This is a genomic window from Streptomyces nojiriensis, assembly GCF_017639205.1.
Taxonomy (GTDB): Bacteria; Actinomycetota; Actinomycetes; order Streptomycetales; family Streptomycetaceae; genus Streptomyces; species Streptomyces nojiriensis.
Genome location: NZ_CP071139.1, coordinates 2,951,780 through 2,971,146, shown reverse-complemented (window position 1 = coordinate 2,971,146; position 19,367 = coordinate 2,951,780). Strand labels below are relative to the sequence as shown.

Annotated in this window: 18 protein-coding genes and 1 riboswitch; of the genes, 8 read left to right on the top strand and 10 right to left on the bottom strand. The window is 73.2% G+C overall.

From position 1 onward, the window contains the following. Window positions 1–3 precede the first annotated feature (3 nt). On the bottom strand, window positions 4–204 hold the full coding sequence (gene thiS, locus JYK04_RS13865) for a sulfur carrier protein ThiS (protein WP_189736258.1): 201 nt from the start codon (window positions 202–204) through the stop codon (window positions 4–6). Further along, entirely contained in the window at window positions 201–1,388 is a 1,188-nt protein-coding gene (thiO, locus tag JYK04_RS13860) for a glycine oxidase ThiO (protein WP_189736257.1), read from the bottom strand. Before thiO ends, thiS begins: the two co-directional genes overlap by 4 nt. Next, window positions 1,386–1,497, bottom strand: a riboswitch (TPP riboswitch). Its footprint overlaps the gene before it by 3 nt. An 81-nt stretch (window positions 1,498–1,578) precedes the next feature. Here thiO and JYK04_RS13855 point away from each other — a divergent pair. The 5 genes from JYK04_RS13855 (at window position 1,579) to JYK04_RS13835 (ending at window position 6,080) form a co-directional block, all read left to right on the top strand. Beyond that, window positions 1,579–2,799 (top strand): NAD(P)/FAD-dependent oxidoreductase, encoded by a 1,221-nt coding sequence (locus tag JYK04_RS13855; RefSeq protein WP_189736255.1) that lies wholly within the window; start codon window positions 1,579–1,581, stop codon window positions 2,797–2,799. Window positions 2,800–3,016: 217 nt separating this feature from the next. Then, window positions 3,017–3,382: an Rv2175c family DNA-binding protein gene (locus JYK04_RS13850; protein WP_189736253.1), complete on the top strand. Its 366-nt coding sequence runs from the start codon at window positions 3,017–3,019 to the stop codon at window positions 3,380–3,382. A 73-nt stretch (window positions 3,383–3,455) separates the two neighbouring features. After that, window positions 3,456–4,091, top strand: a complete 636-nt coding sequence (gene thiE / locus JYK04_RS13845; protein ID WP_030016873.1) for a thiamine phosphate synthase — start codon at window positions 3,456–3,458, stop codon at window positions 4,089–4,091. 142 nt (window positions 4,092–4,233) lie between these two features. After that, on the top strand, window positions 4,234–5,148 hold the full coding sequence (gene metF / locus JYK04_RS13840; RefSeq protein WP_189736251.1) for a methylenetetrahydrofolate reductase [NAD(P)H]: 915 nt from the start codon (window positions 4,234–4,236) through the stop codon (window positions 5,146–5,148). Between the two features lie 50 nt (window positions 5,149–5,198). Beyond that, the gene (locus tag JYK04_RS13835; RefSeq protein ID WP_189736249.1) at window positions 5,199–6,080 is read left to right on the top strand and encodes a hypothetical protein; all 882 of its coding nucleotides are present in this window, start codon (window positions 5,199–5,201) and stop codon (window positions 6,078–6,080) included. A gap of 4 nt (window positions 6,081–6,084) precedes the next feature. Here the strand turns inward: JYK04_RS13835 and JYK04_RS13830 are convergent, their stop codons facing one another. The 5 genes from JYK04_RS13830 to JYK04_RS13810 all read right to left on the bottom strand — a co-directional run bounded on the left by JYK04_RS13830 (window position 6,085) and on the right by JYK04_RS13810 (window position 10,270). Continuing rightward, entirely contained in the window at window positions 6,085–7,503 is a 1,419-nt protein-coding gene (locus JYK04_RS13830) for a phytoene desaturase family protein (protein WP_189736247.1), read from the bottom strand. 37 nt (window positions 7,504–7,540) lie between these two features. Beyond that, window positions 7,541–8,167, bottom strand: a complete 627-nt coding sequence (locus JYK04_RS13825; RefSeq protein ID WP_189736245.1) for a DUF4126 domain-containing protein — start codon at window positions 8,165–8,167, stop codon at window positions 7,541–7,543. 82 nt (window positions 8,168–8,249) lie between these two features. Beyond that, complete coding sequence (locus tag JYK04_RS13820; protein ID WP_189736243.1) at window positions 8,250–8,651, bottom strand: DUF3040 domain-containing protein; 402 nt, start codon at window positions 8,649–8,651, stop codon at window positions 8,250–8,252. A gap of 292 nt (window positions 8,652–8,943) precedes the next feature. Further along, window positions 8,944–9,702 (bottom strand): methyltransferase, encoded by a 759-nt coding sequence (locus JYK04_RS13815; protein ID WP_189736241.1) that lies wholly within the window; start codon window positions 9,700–9,702, stop codon window positions 8,944–8,946. Between the two features lie 73 nt (window positions 9,703–9,775). Further along, complete coding sequence (locus JYK04_RS13810) at window positions 9,776–10,270, bottom strand: SAV_6107 family HEPN domain-containing protein (RefSeq protein WP_189736239.1); 495 nt, start codon at window positions 10,268–10,270, stop codon at window positions 9,776–9,778. A gap of 172 nt (window positions 10,271–10,442) precedes the next feature. On the opposite strand from JYK04_RS13810, the gene JYK04_RS13805 reads away from it, so the two are divergent. The 3 genes from JYK04_RS13805 to JYK04_RS13795 are packed head-to-tail and all read left to right on the top strand — an operon-like array spanning window position 10,443 to window position 14,072. Next, window positions 10,443–11,342 carry an ATP-binding cassette domain-containing protein gene (locus tag JYK04_RS13805; protein ID WP_189736237.1) on the top strand — a complete coding sequence of 300 codons (900 nt, stop codon included), beginning with the start codon at window positions 10,443–10,445 and terminating at the stop codon, window positions 11,340–11,342. Beyond that, window positions 11,314–13,410 (top strand): YhgE/Pip family protein, encoded by a 2,097-nt coding sequence (locus JYK04_RS13800; RefSeq protein WP_189736235.1) that lies wholly within the window; start codon window positions 11,314–11,316, stop codon window positions 13,408–13,410. The genes JYK04_RS13805 and JYK04_RS13800 overlap by 29 nt, the downstream gene beginning before the upstream one ends. A 29-nt stretch (window positions 13,411–13,439) precedes the next feature. Further along, window positions 13,440–14,072, top strand: a complete 633-nt coding sequence (locus JYK04_RS13795) for a TetR/AcrR family transcriptional regulator (protein ID WP_229875155.1) — start codon at window positions 13,440–13,442, stop codon at window positions 14,070–14,072. Between the two features lie 406 nt (window positions 14,073–14,478). On the opposite strand, the gene JYK04_RS13790 is transcribed toward JYK04_RS13795, so the two are convergent. From JYK04_RS13790 to JYK04_RS13780, 3 genes are read right to left on the bottom strand one after another with little or no spacing between them, the layout of a single operon-like run. Further along, window positions 14,479–16,893, bottom strand: a complete 2,415-nt coding sequence (locus JYK04_RS13790; RefSeq protein WP_189736231.1) for a transglutaminase TgpA family protein — start codon at window positions 16,891–16,893, stop codon at window positions 14,479–14,481. Continuing rightward, window positions 16,890–18,263, bottom strand: coding sequence for a DUF58 domain-containing protein (locus tag JYK04_RS13785; protein ID WP_189736229.1), 1,374 nt, complete (start codon window positions 18,261–18,263; stop codon window positions 16,890–16,892). The genes JYK04_RS13790 and JYK04_RS13785 overlap by 4 nt, the downstream gene beginning before the upstream one ends. Next, window positions 18,263–19,273: an AAA family ATPase gene (locus tag JYK04_RS13780; RefSeq protein WP_189736227.1), complete on the bottom strand. Its 1,011-nt coding sequence runs from the start codon at window positions 19,271–19,273 to the stop codon at window positions 18,263–18,265. The genes JYK04_RS13785 and JYK04_RS13780 overlap by 1 nt, the downstream gene beginning before the upstream one ends. Window positions 19,274–19,367 lie beyond the last annotated feature (94 nt).

The following is a 19,367-nucleotide window of genomic DNA, read 5'->3' as shown; positions in this document are numbered from 1 at the left end:
CGGTCAGCCTCCCTGTACCGCGGTCAGGATCTCGACCCGGTCGCCGTCGCCCACGACGGTGGCCGGCCACTGCCCGCGCGGGACCACCGTCTCGTTGAGTGCGGCGGCGACGCCGGAGGGGGCGGTGGTCAGGGTGGCGACCACCGTGTCGAGGGTGGCGCCGGCCGCGATCTCGCGCGGCTCGCCGTTGACGGAGATGGTCATGCGTACGACTCCTGACGTGCGGCGGAGAACCGGCGGGGGGTGAAGGGGCGCGCGATCTCCGGCAGTTCGCCGGTGGCCAGCAGCTCGGCGAGGACCTCGCCGGTGAGCGGGGTCAGCAGCACCCCGTTGCGGTAGTGCCCGGTGGCCAGGTGCAGGCCCGGCAGCTCGGTCGGGCCGAGCAGCGGGGCGTTGTCGGGGGATCCGGGGCGCAGTCCCGCCCGGGTCTCGGTGAGCGGGAGTTCGGTGATGCCGGGGACCAGTTCGTGGGCGTCGCGCAGGAGTTCGTAGACCCCGCCCGCGGTGACGGTGGTGTCCCAGCCGAGTTCCTCGCTGGTGGCGCCGATGACGAGCTCGCCGTTCTCGCGCGGCACCAGGTAGACGTGGCTGCCGCGGACGACGGCCCGTACGGTCCGCGACAGGAACGGCGCGTACGCGGTGGGCACCGTGAGCCGCAGGACCTGTCCCTTGACCGGCCGTACGGGGGCCACGACCTCCGGCGGTACGCCCGCCAGCCGGCCGGTGAGCGAGCCCGCGGCGAGGACCACCTGGTCGGCGAGCAGCTCCGTGCCGTCGTCGAGGAGGGCGCCGGTGGCCCGGTCGGCGGTGGTGAGGAGCCGCTCCGCGCCGGCCCGGTGGATGGTCACGCCGGCGCGTTCGCAGGCGGCCAGCAGGGCGGCCGCGAGTCGGCGGGGGTCGACCTGGTGGTCGCCGTCGACGCGCAGGCCGCCGCGTACGCCCGGGGCGAGCATGGGCTCCAGGCGGCGGCACTCGCGGCCGGTGAGCCACTCGGACTCCAGGCCGCAGCGGCGCTGCAGGGCGTGCAGTTCGCGCAGGTGGAGGCGGTCGTCGGCGTCGAGGGCCACGGCGAGGGTGCCGCAGGCGCGGTAGCCGATGTCCATGCCGCCGCTGGCTTCGGCGAGCTCGGCGGCGAACTGCGGATAGCGCGCGGCGGAGGCGAGGCCGAGGCCCAGCAGGGCTTCCTCGCCGTAGTGCAGTTCGGTGACGGGGGCGAGCATGCCGGCCGCGACCTGGGCGGCGCCGCCGCCGGGTGCGGGGTCGGCGAGTACGGTGCGCAGTCCACGCGCGGCGGCCCGCCAGGCGGTGACCAGGCCGATGATTCCGCCCCCGATGACGAGGACGTCGGATCCCGTCCGAGGTGTTCGGGGTGTTCGGGATGAGTGCATGGGCGTCCAGCCCCTCCCTTCGCCGGCATGACCCGGATCAGGTTCGTACGGTCGGAGGCCGGCCAGCCTCCCTCTCAGCCCGGTGCGCCGGACTCCCGCGATAGGTACGGTGGCCAGACTAACCCGGCGGTGGATGGCGGGTAAGGCGGCACCTATTCCTGACGGAGCGTCAGATGATTAGGGTGGCGGGGTGAGCGAGCAGACGGAACAGAATCAGCGCGGCGTCGTGATCGTCGGCGCCGGAATGGCCGGGGTCCAGACCGCGGTCGCCCTGCGGGAACAGGGCTTCACCGGCCCCGTGACCCTGCTGGGAGCCGAACCCCACCAGCCCTACGACCGGCCCCCGCTGTCCAAGGCGGTCCTCCTCGGCAAGGCCGAGGACTCCGCCTTCGACGTGGACTTCGAAGGCCTCGACATCGACCTCCGGCTCGGCGTCGAGGTCACCGGACTGCGTGCCGCCGTCCACGAGCTGGACACCGAGGCGGGACCGGTCCCGTACGGGATCCTCGTGCTGGCGACCGGCGCGCAGCCGCTGACCCTCCCCGGGACCGAGGGCGTCCCGGGCGTCCACCTGCTGCGCACCCTGGACGACGCGGCCCGGCTGCGCCCGGTGCTGGCCGCATCGCCCCGGGCCGTGGTCGTCGGGGCGGGCTGGATCGGCGCCGAGTTCGCGACCGCCGCCCGGGAGGCGGGCTGCGAGGTGACCGTGGTCGAGGCGGCGGACCGGGTGCTGGCGGGGGCCCTGCCCGCCGAGGTCGCCGAGCCGATGGCGCGCTGGTACCAGGAGGCGGGCGCGGAGCTGATCACCGGGGCGAAGGTCGCCGGGATCGAGGAGGGGCGGGTCCTGCTGGCGGACGGGCGGACCCTGCCCGCCGGCGCGGTGGTGGTGGGCATCGGCGCCCGCCCCGCCACCGGATGGCTGGACGGGAGCGGCGTGGAACGCGGCCCCGACGGCTCGGTCACCGCGGACGCGTACCTGCGGACCTCGCTGCCCGGCGTGTACGCGGTCGGCGACTGCGCCTCCTTCCCGTCCGGGCGGTACGGGACGCGGCTGCTCGTGCACCACTGGGACAACGCGCTCCAGGGACCGAGGACGGTCGCGGCGAACATCCTGGCCGGGGAGCCGGCCCAGGTCTACGACCCGGTGCCGTACTTCTGGTCGGAGCAGTTCGGGCGCTTCGTGCAGTACGCCGGACACCACGGCGGGGCCGACACCCTGCTCCTGCGCGGGGACCCGGCCGGACCCGCCTGGTCGGCGTGCTGGCTGCGCGACGGCGCGCTCGTCGCCGTGCTGGTCGTGGGCCGTCCGCGCGACATGGCGCAGGGCCGCCGGCTGATCGAGGCGGCGGTCCCGCTGGACCCCGCCAAGGTCTCCGACCCCGAGGTACCCCTCAAGTCGGCCACGGCCTGACGGCCGCCGGGCTCCGCCCGGACCCGCGCCTCAAACGTCGGCGAGGCTGGATTTCGGCTGCTGCCGTCCACCTGGTGGGGGCGGATTGCCCGCCGGGAGATTTCAGCCCCGCCGGCGTTCGAGGCGCGGGGTCCGGGGCGGAGCCCCGGCATGGGACGCGACCCGGACGGGGCCGCCCAGGTACCGGCGGCGCAGCCGAGATGGCAGGCTTGTGCCTGTGACCGAGATTGACGCAAAGATCGATGCCCTTGTCCCCTCATGGCTGTACCTCCCCGACATCGCGGAGATGCTCGGCATCGAGGTGACCCGGGTCCGCCAGATGGTCAAGGAAGGGCAGCTCATCGCCGTCCGCCGGGGCGAGAACCGCTCCCTGCAGGTTCCGGCCCCCTTCATCGACGGCGACAAGGTCGTCAAGGGCCTCGTCGGCCTGCTGACCGTGCTGCGCGACGACCGTTTCACCGAGGAGGAGATCCTGGAATGGCTCTTCACCGAGGATCCGACCCTGCCCGGCACCCCCGTGCAGGCGCTGAGCGAGAATCGCGGCACGGAGGTGAAGCGCCGCGCTCAGGCGCTCGCCCTCTGACCTGATCGCCTTCGCTCCACAGCGGTGTACGGGCCGCGGCCCGTACACCGCCTCCATCACGGGGGGTAAACCCATGCAGCTGTCCGACGCCCGGCTCTACCTCTGCACGGACGCCCGCAAGCGCCAGGGTGACCTCCCCGAGTTCCTCGACGCCGTCCTGTCCTCGGGCGTGGACATCGTCCAGCTCCGCGACAAGGGCATGGAGGCGGGGGAGGAACTCGAACACCTCCAGGTCTTCGCCGAGGCCGCCCGCCGCCACGGCAAGCTCCTCGCCGTGAACGACCGCGCCGACGTCGCCCACGCCATCGGCTCCGACGTCCTGCACCTCGGCCAGGGCGACATCCCCGTCCCCGCGGCCCGCGCCATCCTCGGCGAGCGGGTGCTGATCGGCCGGTCCTGCCACGCCGAGGGCGAGGTCGACGCGGCCGTCGCCGAAGCCGGCGTGGACTACTTCTGCACCGGCCCCTGCTGGCCCACCCCCACCAAGCCCGGCCGCCACGCCCCGGGCCTGGACCTGGTCCGGTACGCGGCCTCCCTGGAGCAGGACCGCCCCTGGTTCGCCATCGGCGGCATCGACGGCTCGAACCTGGACGAGGTGCTGGACGCCGGCGCCACCCGCATCGTGGTCGTCCGCGCCCTCACCGAGGCCACCGACCCCGGCGCGGCCGCCGCCGAGCTCGCCAAGCGGGTCCGGGCCCGCCTCGGCTGAGTCCGGTCCGCCCGGACCACGGGCGGTCGCGTTACCCCGTACGGACGCCTTCCGGCCGGAGCCGACCCCTCAAGTGTCCAAAAACGTGTCCAAAAGGCGGACAAGGCTTCGGCGTACGCCGGGCCGCGTCTAACCTGCCCACATGGCCTCTGGTACCGCTTCCACCTGGTCGGATCGTGCACACACGGTCCGCGACCTCCTCGCGTCCGGGCGCTCGTACTCCTTCGAGTTCTGGGCCCCGAAGACGGAGAAGGGCGAACGCAACCTCTGGAACGCCCTGCGCCGGGTCGAGGCGGTATCCCCCAGCTTCGTGTCCGTGACCTACGGCGCCGGCGGCTCCACCCGCGGCGGCACCGTCAAGGCCACCCAGGAGATCGCCGCGGACACCACCCTCACCCCCGTCGCGCACCTCACCGCCGTGGACCACTCGGTCGCCGAGCTGCGCAATGTCATCGGGCAGTTCGCGGACGCCGGGATCCGCAACATGCTCGTCGTGCGCGGAGACCCGCCGGGCGACCCGATGGGCGAGTGGGTGGCGCACCCCGAGGGCGTGCACTACGCCGCCGACCTGGTCCGGCTGGTCAAGGAGTCCGGCGATTTCTGCGTCGGCGTCGCGGCCTTCCCCGAGATGCACCCGCGTTCGTCGGACTGGGACACGGACATCCGGCACTTCGTGGACAAGTGCCACGCAGGCGCCGACTACGCGATCACCCAGATGTTCTTCGATCCGGAGAATTATCTGCGGCTGCGCGACAGCGTCGAGAAGGCGGGCTGCGAGACCCCGATCATCCCCGAGGTCATGCCTGTTGTGGGCATCAAGCAGCTCGACCGACTGCCCCAGCTCAGCAACGCGGTCTTCCCCGCGGACGTGAAAGAGCGCATGCTCGCCGTCAAGGACGACCCGGCCGCTGTACGCTCCATTGGCATCGAGTTCGCCACGGAGTTCTGCGCGCGACTGCTGTCCGAGGGTGTCCCGGGGCTGCACTTCATCACGCTCAACAATTCCACGGCGACTCTCGAAATCTACGAGAACCTGGGCCTGCACCAGCGGGCCTGAGCGGCCGCCTCCCGTTCCCGCGCCGGCGGCCGTACCGAGAGGGGCCACGCATGGGAATGACGGTCCTCTACATCGCGTTCGGATTCGTCGCGCTGTGGCTGCTTGCCGAGGTCCTGATGCAGTACAAGGCCCGGCTCCGCTGGCGCCTGCTCGCCTTCGCCGGCTTCCTCGGCGTGGTCGCCGGCGTGATACTGCCGTCGGTGCCGGTCATCGGCGCCGGCGCGCTGGCGTTCGCCGTGGGCCAGACCCTGGTGACGCTGTCCTTCCGCAAGGGCTTCGTCGCGGGCTGGGCGCTGCGCCGCGGCGGGGAACCCGTACGGCAGAACCGGCGCCGCCGGGCCGCGGGCACCAAGCAGGAGCCGGCCCTCCAGGTCACCGCGCTGCAGTACGACGACGCTGCCGCCGACGGTGCCGGCGGCGGTGCCGCGGACGGGGCCCCCGAGGAGCGGTCGTTCCGGGACGCGCCCCCGGTCGTCTACAGCCCGGAGCCGGTGCCCGAGGACACCGGGTCCTACGGGATACAGAGTCTCGCGCCCGAGGCCGACCGGACGGCGGCCTTCGCCTCGCCGTTCACCACGGCCGAGCAGGACGCCCACCAGTACGCGGCGTACTACGACCAGCAGAACCAGGGCGGCTACGACTACTCGGGCGGCTACCCGACGGGCGACCAGCAGCAGGTCTACGCCGCCTACTCGGACCCGTACATCGGCACCGGCGGCGGCATGGCCCCGCCCCAGCCGTACGACTACACCCCGTACGCCGGCTACGGCCAGCAGCAGTACTCCACGGACACCCCGCCCGGCGGGGTCTGGGTCCCGCAGCAGCGGTCCACCGACGGCGCCGGCCAGTCCTACCCGATGGAGGACCAGGGCGAGCCGCCGCAGCAGTACCCGTACCCCCAGCAGGGCGGGTACGAGCAGTACCGCTACTGACCGCTCACTGGGAGCCGCGGAACTCCGCGCCCTCCACGATCAGTCCGGCCACCAGGGCCCCCGTCATCCCGGCGTGCGCCAGCCCGCCGCCGGGGTGGGCCCAGCCGCCCGCCAGGTAGAGCCCGGGCACGGCGGTGGTGTTGGCCGGCTGGAGCAGCCGGCCCCCGGCCCCCGCGAGGGCGGGCGGGGGCACCGCGCCGCCCAGCGCCCCGGTCGCCGCCTCGATGTCGGCCGGAGTGCGCACCTCCTGCCACAACAGCCGCTCCCGCAGCCCCTGTACGGCCTTCTCCGCGAGGTTCAGCAGCTCGGCGGGGTCCGAGGTCCCGGGCCCGGGCACGGCGCTCACGGTGACCGCCTCGTGCTCCTCGTCGGGCCGGGTGGCCGGGTCGTCCGGGCGCATGACGGTGACCTGCGCCCCGGAGGCGTGGACCAGGGTGCGGTGCACGGCAGTGGCGGGGCGGGAGCCGCGCAGCGCGAGCAGGAGCGTGATCCGCCCCGGCACGCCGTCCCCGCGGGCGGGAACCGCCTCCGGCGGCCACGGCAGCGAACCGGCGGGCAGCTGCTGGGGGTCGATCCCGCACACGACGGTGTCGGCGGCCACCTCGGTGCCGTCGGCCAGCCGCAGACCGGCCGCGCGACCGTCCGTGACCAGGACCTCCCGGACTCCCGCCCCGAAGACGAAGGCGACCTTGCGCTCCAGGCAGCGCTCGTACACGGCGGTGGCCAGGGCCCGCATCCCGCCGCGCACGTACCAGCTGCCGAAGGTCTGCTCCATGTACGGGAGCACGGCCGCCGAGGCCGGTGCGGTGGCGGGGTCGATCCCGTACCCGCGCACCAGGCCGGTCAACAGCTCCGCGAGGGCGCCGCCCAGCTCCCGGTCGGCCACCTCGGCGAGGGTCGGCGTACGGCGGCGCAGCAGACCGCTGCGGCGCAGGGCCGGATACGGGTCGCCGCCCAGGCTCTGCCGGGCGCCGGGCCGCAGGGGCTCCTCCAGCAGCGGGCGCCGGGTGGCGTCCCAGGCGTCGCGGGCACGGCCCAGGACGGCGTTCCAGCGTTCGCCCGCGCCCGGGCCGAAGGCGGATTCCAGGGCGGCGGCGACACCGCCGTGGGAGGCGCCGGGGAGCGCGACGTCGATGCCGTGGTGGGGGAGGACGTGCCGGATGGCCGGGTCCGCCTGGACCATGTCGACGCAGGTCTCCAGCGGCCGCTTGCCGGTCTTCACGAAGAGATCGCGGTAGACGGCGGGCAGGTGCAGCAGCCCGGGCCCGGTGTCGAAGGCGAAGCCCTCGCGCTCGTACCGCCCCACGGCTCCGCCGTAGGTCGTCCCGCGTTCGTACACCGTCACCTGGTGCCCCGCCACCGCCAGCCGGGCCGCCGTAGCCATCGCGCCCATGCCGGCGCCGATCACCGCAATTCGTGCCATGCGGCCGAGCCTATCGACCCCCCTGGTGACCCCGTGGTCAGCGGGGTGGTGCCCCGGTGGTCTCGCGGACCCCGGCGGCCAGCCGCTTCTCCTCGCGGCGCTGGGCGCGACGGCGCAGGAACCGGCGGATCCGGCTCCACAGGAAGGCCAGTATCGCCAGCCCGATGGCCAGCAGCACGGCGGCGATGATCGCGGCGGCCTCGGGATTGAACATCGCGAAGGTGACGAGCCCGGCCACGCCGAGGTCCTCGGCGATGCTCATCCCCACATTGGTGAAGGGCTCGGGCGAGGTATTGATCGCCATCCGGGTGCCGGCCTTGATGAAATGGCTGGCCAGAGCCGTGGAGCCGCCGACCGCGGCGGCGGTGATCTCGGGGAGCGAGCCGGTCTGCCCGGCCAGCAGCGCGCCGATCACCGCGCCGGACACCGGGCGGATCACGGTATGGACGGTGTCCCATATCGAGTCCATGTACGGGACCTTGTCGGCGATCGCCTCGCACAGGAACAGCACCGCCGCGACGACCAGCACGTCGGTGCGCTGCAGGGCGGCGGGGACGTCGTCGGTCAGGCCGGTGCGGCCGAAGATGCCGAGCAGGAGGACCACGGCGTAAGCGTTGATCCCACTGGCCCAGCCGCTGGTGAAGACCAGGGGGAGCACACTCATCGGATCATCATGCCGTACGGGAACGCAGAAAAGTGAGGGGACGGCCGCACAGCGGCCATCCCCTCACCCACGTTGTCCGGGGCTACTGCCCCTGCTCGTCACGGCGGCGCTGCCACCGTTCTTCGATGCGGGTCATCATCGACCGACGCTGCCGGTTCCGGCCATGGGCCGAACCACCGGTACTTCCGGAGACGGGCTGCTCGCCAGGCTTGGGTGCCTTGCGCCAACCGGTGACCACCAGGACCGTACATCCCAGCATGACGAGGAAACCCACCACGCTGATCCAGAGCACGTTCGGAATGATCACACCGGTCATGAGGAGCGCGATACCCACCACAATGCCTGCGACTGCCTGGTAGACCCGTCGCCGGGTGTACGTACGCAGTCCGCTTCCCTCAAGCGCTGTCGCGAACTTGGGATCTTCGGCGTACAGCGCTCGCTCCATCTGCTCGAGCATTCGCTGCTCGTGCTCCGAGAGCGGCACGGGAGTCCTCCTCATCCGTCGGTCGCGGGGGGTAGCGACCAGGGGTCCCCTTCAGGATAGGCGGGGAATCGCCCCCGTGACACCCGCCCTCTACGCCACGTTCCAATTGGACACGGCCCAGAAATGACGCAGCCGGTAAAAGCACTGCGTGAAAACCGTACCGCCGCGGGGGCGGTCACTGAGGCCCTTATTCCCCAATGGTCCGTCCACCATGCCGGTCTTGCACCTGATCATACGGGGCCGACCGGCGGATCGGAGGGTGTGTGGCCGACTCCGCGCGGAAGGTCGCTGTTCAGGCCTGCTTCTCACCCAGGACGTGCAGCTGGGTGGCGACGGCGTGGAAGGCGGGCAGCTCGGCCGCGGCCTCTTCCAGACGCAGCAGCGCCTCCACGGCGCCGGGCTCGGTGTCCACCAGGACCCCGGGCACGAGGTCGGCGAAGATCCGCACGCCGTGCACCGCGCCGACCGCGAGGCCGGCGCCGCCGACCAGCTCGGAGAGCTGCTCGGCGGTGAAGCGGCGCGGTACCGGGTCGCCGGAGCCCCAGCGGCCGGCCGGGTCGGTGAGGGCGGTACGGGCCTCCGTGAAGTGCCCGGCCAGGGCGCGGGCCAGCACGGCCCCGCCGAGGCCGGCGGCCAGCAGGCTGAGCGTGCCGCCGGCCCGCAGCGCGGCCACCGTGTTGGCCACGCCCTCGGCGGGGTCGTCCACGTACTCCAGTACGCCGTGGCAGAGCACCACGTCGTAGGCGTCCTGCTCGACGACGTCCAGGAGACCCTGGGCGTCGCCCTGCACGCCGCGCACGAGATCGGCGACACCGGCCTCGGCCACCCGGCGCTCCAGCCCGAACAGCGCGTTCGGGCTGGGGTCGACCACCGTGACCCGGTGGCCCAGACGGGCCACCGGCACGGCGAACTTGCCGGTGCCGCCACCGGTGTCGAGCACGTCCAGGACATCCCGCCCGGTCGCCTTCACCCGGCGGTCGAGCGCCTCCTTGAGGACCTCCCACACCACGGCGGTGCGGAGGGAGGCACGGGGGCGGGAAGTGTCCGACACGGCTGATGGCTCCTCGGCGCGGTAAAGGATGAGCGGTCCTGGCCCACCCTATTGCCTTCCGCCGCCGGGCAGCTCATCCCGCGTCCGGATGCTCCGGACGCGGTTGCGGCAGGGTCTTCTCCAGGGGTTGGGGCGCCGCCCGGACGGCGAGCATCCGCTCCACCAGGCGAAGGAACATCGAGGCCGCCCGCACCAGATCGTCCGCGTCCCGGCTGCTCGCCGCGTCCGCTATCCCCGCCTCCGCCCTGGCCCGGCGCGCGGCGCCGGAGGCGAAGAGCGCGCTCCACTCGGCAAGCTCCGGCGCCAGCTCGGGCAGCACCTCCCACGCGCTGCGGATCCGGGGCCGCCGCCGCGGGCTCACCGGTTCGGGCCGGGCGCGGGCGGCGAGCACGGCCGCGGCGGTGCGCAGCGCGGCGAGGTGGGCGGTGGCGTAGCGCTCGTTGGGGCGGGTCAGCCGGGCGGCCTCGGCCAGGCCGCTGTGGGCCTTGGCGAGTAGGTCGAGGGCGGCCGGTGGGGCCGTCGACTTGCGCAGGACGGGGTGGACAGGGGACGGGGACGGTGTGGCCATGACGAACCTCCTGTCGATGCGTTGCCCCCATCGTGACGGGCCCCACTGACAATTGCGCTGACCTGCGCTTTTACGGTCACGAACCGGGCAACTACCCCCTCCTGCGCACCTGGTGCGAAGAAGGATGCTAGTTTTTGAACTGACCGGTCAGTTCAAAAAGAAGGGGGACGGCGTGGACAGCCCGCACGGCGCGGCCGTCAAGGCCGAGGACTTCGGACTCAAGGGCCCGCGAGGCTGGGCGTTCCGGGGAGTCGGCATCGACGCGGCGCCAGGCTCGCTCATCGCGGTCGAAGGCCCCTCCGGCAGTGGTCGCACCTGCCTGCTGCTCGCCCTCACCGGGCGGATGAAGCCCACCCGGGGCCACGCCGAGGTCGGCGGCCACCGGCTGCCGAAGCACATGACGGCGGTCCGCCGGATCACCGCACTCGGCCCGGTCTCCGGGGTCAACGAGCTCGACCAGGCCCTCACGGTCGCGGAACAGCTGCGCGAGGGCGCCCTGCTCCAGCGCCACTACGGCGCACCGGTACGCGCCATGCTGCGGCCCCGGGCCGAGCGCCGGGCCGCCGCCGAGGCACGGATCGCCGCCGCCCTGGAGGCCGCCGGGCTGGACCTCGCCACGCTGCCCAAGGGCGGGCGGACCTCCGTACGGGACCTGGAACGACTGGAGTCCGTACGGCTCTCCGTCGCCATCGCGCTGCTGGGCTCCCCGGGGCTGCTGGCCCTCGACGACCTCGACCTCAAGCTGTCGGACACCGAACGCGCCGAGGCCTGGGACCTGCTCCGCTCGGTCGCCGCCCGCGGGATCACCGTCCTCGCGGTGTGCAGCGAGGCGCCCGCCGACGCGGTCGTCCTGCGGACCTCCCCCACGGAGCCGGCCGCGCCGGCCGCGCCCGCCGCCGCGGAGAGCGCCGCCGACACCGGCAGCGGCACCGGGAACGACAGCGAGAACGACGGCGAGAACGAGTCCGAGAAGGGCTCGCAGAACGACTCGAAGAACGACTCGAAGAACGACTCCGAGAACGACGACACGAAGGGGGCGGACGATGCGCTCGCCGAAGCTGGCCGCGCTTGAGCTGAAGCGGTTCGGGCGGGGGAAGCTGCCCCGGGCCGCTCTCGTCGCGCTGCTCCTGCTGCCGCTGCTCTACGGAGCCCTGTACCTGTGGTCCTTCTGGGACCCGTACAAGCGGCTCGACCAGGTGCCCGTCGCCATCGTCAACTCCGACAAGGGCACGACCGTCGACGGCAAGCGCCTCGACGTCGGCACCGAGCTCGCCGAGAAGCTGCACGCCAGCAAGAAGTCCTTCGACTGGCGCTATGCGAGCGCCGACGAGGCGGCCAAGGGTCTGGAGGACGGTACGTACTACCTGACCCTGACCCTGCCCGAGGACTTCAGCGCGAAGATCGCCTCCAGCTCCGGCGACGACCCCACCACCGGGGCGCTCCAGGTCCGCACCAACGACGCCAACAACTACATCGTCGGCTCGATCTCGCGCTCCGTCTTCGCCGAGGTCCGCTCCGCGGCGTCCGCCAACGCCTCCCGCGGCTTCCTCGACAAGATCTTCGTCAACTTCTCCGACCTGCACGACAAGACCGCCGAGGCGGCCGACGGCGCCGACAAGCTCAAGGACGGCGCGGGCAAGGCCCAGGAGGGCGCCAAGGAGCTCGCCGACGGCCTCGACACGGCGCAGGAGAAGTCCGGCGAGCTCAACAGCGGTCTGCAGAAGCTGAACACGGCGGCCGGCAAGCTGGAGACCGGCTCCAAGGGCGTCGCGGACGGCACCCAGGCGCTGGCCGACAAGGTCAACGGGGCCGCGGACAAGGCCCGTCCCTTCGTCAAGGACCCCAAGAACCTGGCCGACACCGCCGAGCTGGTCGCCGACAGCGCGAAGGTCGTCCGCAACCACCTCGACAAGTTCGCCGAGAAGGCCCCGGCCGCCGCCGCTGCCGCCAAGAAGGCCGCCACCGTCGCCGACACCTACTACACCAAGCACTGCGTGACCCCCGGCGGCGAACCGCACCTGGCCTCCTGCCCCGACCTGAAGACGGTCCGGGACAGCACGGCCGAGGCCGCCGAGCTCAGCGGGGACGTCAGCGTCCTGGCCAAGAACGCCAACGGCGACGTCGCCAAGCTCCGCACCCAGCTCACCGACCTGGAGAACAAGGCCCGCGTGCTCGTCGACAAGGCCCCGCAGCTCGCGGGCGACCTCGACGCGGCCGTCGCCAAGGTCAACGCCCTCAACGACGGTGCCCACAAGGTGTCCGCGGGCATGGCCCAGCTGCACACCGGCATCGGCTCCGCCACCACCGGCTCCGGCGCCCTCACCGACGGCGTCGGCAAGCTCGGCGACGGTGCCCACCAGCTCGACGGCGGCATGTACAAGCTCGTCGACGGCACCGGCCAGCTCGCCGGCGGCCTCCACGACGGGGCCGGCAAGATCCCCGACTACGACCAGCAGCAGCGCGACCAGCGCACGCAGGTCATGGCCGACCCGATCCAGCTCGCCAACCAGTCCCTGCACAAGGCGCCCAACTACGGCACCGGCTTCGCCCCCTACTTCATCCCGCTCTCCCTCTGGGTCGGCGCGATGGTCGCCTACATGCTGATCGCCCCGCTGAACCGGCGGGCCCTGGCCGCCGGTGCCTCGCCGTGGCGGGTCGCCCTCGCCGGCTGGCTGCCCGTGGCGGGCCTCGGCACGGCGCAGGTGGCCCTGCTGATGTCCGTCCTGCACTGGGCGCCCGGCCTCGGCCTGAAGATGGCCCACCCGGCCCTCACCATCGGCTTCCTGATGCTGGTCACCGGCTGCTTCGCGGCGATCGTCCAGTGGCTCAACGCCAAGTTCGGCGCCGCCGGCCGCATCCTGGTGCTGGCCGTCCTGATGCTCCAGCTGACCTCGGCGGGCGGTACGTACCCCGTCCAGACCAGCCCGGACTTCTTCAACTGGATCCACCCGTACCTGCCGATGTCGTACATCGTCGAGAGCCTGCGCCGGCTCATCACCGGCGGCGACCTCGCCCCGGTCTGGCAGGGCGGCGCGGTCCTGCTGGCCTTCACCGCGGGCGCCCTGGCCCTCACCGCGCTCGCCGCCCGCGGCAAGCAGGTGTGGACCATGGACCGGCTGCACCCGGAACTGAGCCTGTAGGGACGTGTTGACCTGTGACAATCAGCGCCATGGAAAGCAGCAGCACCGGTGCGGGCACCGGCGGGGGCCGTCGCGCGATCACCCGGCAGAAGCTCTACGAAGCGGCCGTCACCCTGATCGCCGAGCAGGGATTCTCCGCGACCACGGTCGATGAGATCGCCGAGCGGGCGGGAGTCGCGAAGGGCACGGTCTACTACAACTTCGCCAGCAAGAACGAGCTGTTCGAGGAGCTGCTGCGGCACGGCGTCGGCCTGCTGACGGTCTCCTTGCGGACCGCAGCGGAGGAGACGGAGGCCCGTGGCGGCAGCCGGGTCGAGGCGCTCGACGCCATGATCCGCGCGGGCCTCGTCTTCATCGACCGGTACCCGGCCTTCACCCAGCTCTACGTCGCCGAGCTGTGGCGCACCAACCGCGCGTGGCAGTCCACGCTGATGGTGGTCCGTCAGGAGGCGGTGGCCGTCGTGGAGAAGGTGCTCCGCGAAGGCGTCGAACGCGGTGAGCTGAGCGCCGAGATCGACGTGCCGCTCACGGCGGCCGCGATGGTCGGGATGGTGCTGGTGGCCGCCCTGGACTGGCAGTCCTTCCAGAGCGAGCGGTCCCTGGACGACGTGCACTCGGCGCTGTCGCTGCTGCTGCGGGGCAGGGTCAGCGGGAACCGCTGAGTTCCGGCGCGCCACCACCCCCCAGTCGGCGGTGCCGCGCGGGCGCGCCGCCCCGTAGAACTGGTGGGGCCGGCCGCGACGGCTGAGTATCCGTACCTAGGTGCGGAAATGAGTACGTGCGCGGATGGGCTCCCACCTGCGCGGACGCCAGACTGGGAGCAACGGACAGGAGACCCGGTCCGCACCGCCGACACGGGGCTGCGGAGCGGATCGGGTGCCTCCTTCCGTGACCGGGACGGGGGACACGGAACCCGGTGAAGCGATACGTGAAGCGGCGGGGCTCGGGGGGATCGAGCCTCGCCGTTTCGCGTCCGCGGGTTCGGCGGCTCGTGGGGCAGCGCGCCACGGTTGCCGGGGCTCCGCCCCGGACCCCGCGCCTCAAACGCCGGCGGGGCTGGAATTCCCCCTAGCGGCGGCCCCGCAGGGGGAGCCGGAGGCGGGCGGCCGTGAGGCGGGTGGATACCGCCGAGGTGATCGCGGACCGGCGGGCCGCCAGGGCCCAGGAGATGCGGGCCGCCGAGCGCGGCAGCAGCAGGGCGCGCAGCCGGGGAAGCCGGTCCGCCGACTCCAGCAGGCCGGTACGGGCCAGCAGTACGTCGTCCGCCAGCTCCGGGTACGAGACCTCCGCGCCCGGGGGCGCGTACAGGGCCCGTTCCACCGCACCCGCGACCCGGTGCACGGCGGCCGCCGGTTCCGGCTCCAGGCGGCCCAGGTCCACGATCCGGCTCGCCGCCCGGCGCGGGGACAGCGCCCCGTCCGGGACCACACCCGCGTCCCAGGCGGTGTCGCCCAGTTCCCGCCAGGCCGTCAGGGCCTCCCCGGTCGCCAGGCGCCGGGACCGCAGCCGGGTCCGCCACAGCATCGGGAGCAGGGGCAGGCCCAGCACCGCCACCGCGAGCGCCGCCCAGCCGAGGACCGTCGTCACCGACGGCCCGCCGCCGTCGCCCGCCTTCTGCGCGGGCGCCGCCGTGTCGCACTCGCCGAGCTTCTTCAGGGCCGGCGGGCACTCGGGGGTCGCCGAGGGCGCGGTCGACGGCGCCGCCGAGCTCTGGGAGGGCAGCGGCGCCGGCGCGGACGGCTGGGTGGCCGGCGTCTGTGCCCGGGAGTAGTCCGGAATGTTGATGCCGGAGCGGGGCGTCGGCTCGAAGCGGGTCCAGCCCACGCCCTCGAAGTACAGCTCGGGCCAGGCGTGCGCGTCGCGCATCGACACGTTCACGCTGCCGTCCGACTGCTTCTCGCCGGGCGTGAAGCCCACCGCGACGCGGGCCGGGATGCCCAGCGAGCGGGACATCGCCGCCATCGAGAAGGCGAAGTGGACGCAGAAGCCTTCCTTGTCGTCGAGGAACCGGGCGACCGCCTGCGGACCCGTGCCCGAGGCAGTCCTCGTGTTGTAGCGGAACCCGCCGTTCACAGCGAAGTAGTCCTGCAGCTTCACGGCCCGCGTGTAGTCGTCCTTCGCCCCCTGCGTCACCTGGCGGGCCCTCTCGGCGACCACCGGCGGCAGGTTGTCCGGGAGCTTCGTGTACTCCTCCCGGATCGCCGGGTCGGGTTCCGGCGCCTTCTGGAGCTGCTGGGCCGTCGGCTTCAGCAGCAGGCTGCGCACGGTGTATTCGGCGCCCTGGACGTTCTGGAACCGGTCCCGGCCCAGCTGGTCGCCGACCAGGGTCCGGCCGACCGGCTCGAACCGCCACTTGCCGCCGACGGCCACCGACGTCGCCGGATAGGGCATGGGGAGGTAGCGCTGGGTGTAGTAGTCCGCCGCCGAGATGCTGGTGGTGACCTCGACCGCGGTGCCGCTGACCGGGGCGCGGAGCCCCGGCGGTGCCGGCAGCTCCTCCGGCACGTCGATCAGGGCCCGCCCGGAGGCCTCCCACTTGACGCCGTTGAACTCGTCCAGGGCCAGGATCCGCAGGTACTGGTCGCCCTGCTGCGGGCTGTTCGTCCGGTACCTGAGGATCACGCGGTTGTCCTGCGCGTTCAGGTTGCTCTGCAGGGAGACCAGCGGGTTGACCGCGGAGATCGTCCCGCCCGTGCCGCCGCCGTTCTCCTCGGCCTCCTGGTTGCCGCCCAGCAGCCCGCCGCCGAGCGAGGGCAGTACGGCCGGCACCGCCAGCGCCAGGCCCAGGGTCACCGCGCCGATCCGCCGCCCGAACTTCACGGGCGCCGTCGCCTGCCCGCCCGCCCCGTTGCCGAGACCGGAGTCGGCGGCGCCCCGGCGCGGGGCCGCGCCGAAGACGCGGCCCCACTGGGCGAGCCGGTCCCGGCCCTCGGACAGCAGCAGCATCAGGTAGCCGCAGCCCGCGAGCAGGAAGGAGAACCAGGATGCGTCCCCGCCGCCCGCCAGGCCCGAGGCCACCGAGTACAGCGCCAGCAGCGGCAGTCCGGCCGCGGCGGCCGTGCGCAGGGTCACCGCCAGCGTGTCCACCAGCAGGCCGATCAGCAGCACGCCGGACACCAGCAGCAGCTTGATGCCGTCCGTCAGCGGAGCCGGGATCGCGAACTCGCCCACGTCCCGGACGCCCTGGCCGAACAGCGCGCCGAAGTCCGTCACCAGGTAGGCCAGCGGCCCGTCCCCGTGGGACTCGCCCTTGCCGGCGTAGAGGAACGCGAGCACCAGCAGCGACACCAGTGCCTGCGCGGCCACGGTCAGCGTCCGGGCCAGCGGCACCCGCCGGGTTCCGGCACCCACCGCGCTCTGCAGGGCGAGCAGCAGCGCCGCCTGCAGCAGCCAGGCCTGCGAGTCCACCAGCGGGTTCAGCGACCACGCGGTGAGCAGCGTCGCCAGTGCCGCGAACAGCGTCAGTTTCGCCCGCCCGCTCATTCCCGACCTCCGGAGGTTCCCGTACCGACGCGCGCGGTCCCGGCCTGGCGCCACAGTTCGCCGAAGGCCACCCCGGGCGGGGCGGCCAGTGCGGTCCAGCCCGCGTCGCGCAGTCTGCGCATCCGCTCCTCCAGCGGGGGCACGGCGTGCCCCGGAGCGGGCTGTCCGCCCCAGCTCGCGGAGTCCAGTACGAAGGCCACCGCACCCGAGGTGCGCTGGCGCATCCGGGCGGCCAGTTCCGTCTGTACGTCGTCCAGGTCGCCGAAGAAGGCGATGAGGAGCCCGTCACCGCCGGCTCCGCCGAAGCCGCCGCCACCGGCGCGCACCGCGTCGTAGGCGCGGGAGAGCCCGGCGCCGTCGGAGTGCCCGACGACCGCGAGGGTGTCCATCATCAGCCCGGCGGCCTCCGCGGACTCCTGCCCGCCGGAGGAGAATCCGCCGCCGCCCTCACCGGGCACCGCGTCGCCGGTGTCGGTGAGCAGCCGTGTGGAGAAGCCCTGTTCCAGGACGTGCACCAGGCTGGAGGCGGCCGCCGAGACGGCCCACTCGAAGGCGGAGTCGGGGCCGGCGCCGTCGAAGGCCAGGCGCCGGGTGTCCAGCAGGACGGTGGCCCGGCTGCGCTGCGGCTGCTCCTCGCGGCGGACCATCAGCTCGCCGTAGCGGGCGGTCGAGCGCCAGTGCACCCGGCGCAGGTCGTCGCCGCGCCGGTAGCCGCGGGGGATCACGTCGTCGTCACCGGCCAGGGCCAGGGAGCGGCGGCTGCCGTCGCCGTAGCCGTTGGACTCGCCGGCCAGGTGGATGCGCGGCAGGGGTTCGGTGCGCGGGATGACGGTGAGGGTGTCGTAGGTGCTGAAGGAACGGGTCAGCTCGACCAGCCCGAAGGGGTCGGACAGGCGCAGCTGGAGCGGGCCGAGCGGATAGCGGCCGCGCAGGTCGGAGCGGACCCGGTAGGACACCTCGCGGCGGCCGCCGGGCTCGACCCGGTCCAGTACGAACCGCGGGCGCGGGCCCAGTACGTAGGGCACCCGGTCCTGGAGCATCAGCAGGCCGGTGGGCAGCCGGGAGACGTTGTCCATGCGCAGCTGTACGCGGGCCTCGCTGCCCGCGGGGACCCGCCCCGGGCTGAGCCGGCGGCTGCCGGAGACCCGGAAGCGGGTGCGGTGGAGGGCGTAGACGCAGATCAGCGGCAGGAGCGCGAGCAGCATGCCGACCCGCAGCAGTTCGCCCTGGCCCAGGACGTACGCGCAGGCGGCGGCCGCTATCCCGGCGGCCAGGAACGAGCGGCCGCGGGTGGTCAGCCCGGACAGCGACGCGCGCAGTCCGCCGCCGTCCCCCGGGCCACCGGCGCCGCGCGGGGCACCGGCGCTCATCAGAAGCCCCGGATGCCCGCGCCGGGCGGCATCTCGCCGCGGGCGTGCGCGGCCGGGACGGGGGTGCGCTGCAGGATCTCGCCGACGACCTGCTCGGCGGTGCGGCGGTTGAGCTGGGCCTGCGCGGTGGGCAGCAGCCGGTGCGCGAGGACCGGGGCGGCCAGGGCCTGGACGTCGTCGGGCAGGACGTAGTCCCGGCCGGCGAGCGCGGCGGAGGCCTTCACGGCGCGCAGCAGGTGCAGGGTGGCCCGGGGCGAGGCGCCGAGCCGCAGGTCGGGGTGGGTGCGGGTGGCGGAGACCAGGTCGACGACGTAGCGCCGGACGGGCTCGGCCACGTACACCTCGCGGACCGCCTCGATCAGCTTGACGATCTCGTGGGAGTGCGCGACGGACGTCAGGTCGTCGAGCGGGGAGATCCCGCCGTGCACGTCGAGCATCTTGAGCTCGGCCTCGGGGCTGGGGTAGCCGACGGAGACGCGGGCCATGAAGCGGTCGCGCTGGGCCTCGGGCAGCGGGTAGGTGCCCTCCATCTCCACCGGGTTCTGGGTGGCGACGACCATGAAGGGGCTGGGCAGCGTGTAGGTCGTGCCGTCGATGGTGACCTGGCGCTCCTCCATCGACTCCAGCAGTGCGGACTGGGTCTTCGGGGAGGCGCGGTTGATCTCGTCACCGATGACGATCTGCGCGAAGATCGCGCCCGGCTTGAACTCGAACTCGCGGCGCTGCTGGTCGTAGATGCTGACGCCGGTGATGTCGGAGGGCAGCAGGTCGGGCGTGAACTGGATGCGCTGGACCGAGCAGTCGATGGACTTGGCGAGCGTCTTGGCGAGCATCGTCTTGCCGACGCCGGGGACGTCCTCGATCAGCAGGTGGCCCTCGGCGAGGAGCACCGTCAGCGCGAGGCGGACGACCTCGGGCTTGCCTTCGATCACGCTCTCGACCGACTGGCGCACCCGCTCCACCGTGCTGGTCAGATCCGCGAGGCTCGCTCGGTCGTCGTACGTCGTCACCTTGGTTCTCCTCGGCCCTTTTCCAGGGCCGACGCCCTTGGCGCATGAACCGGCCCACCCCGAAACACGGACACCGACCCGGGGGATCCCGGGT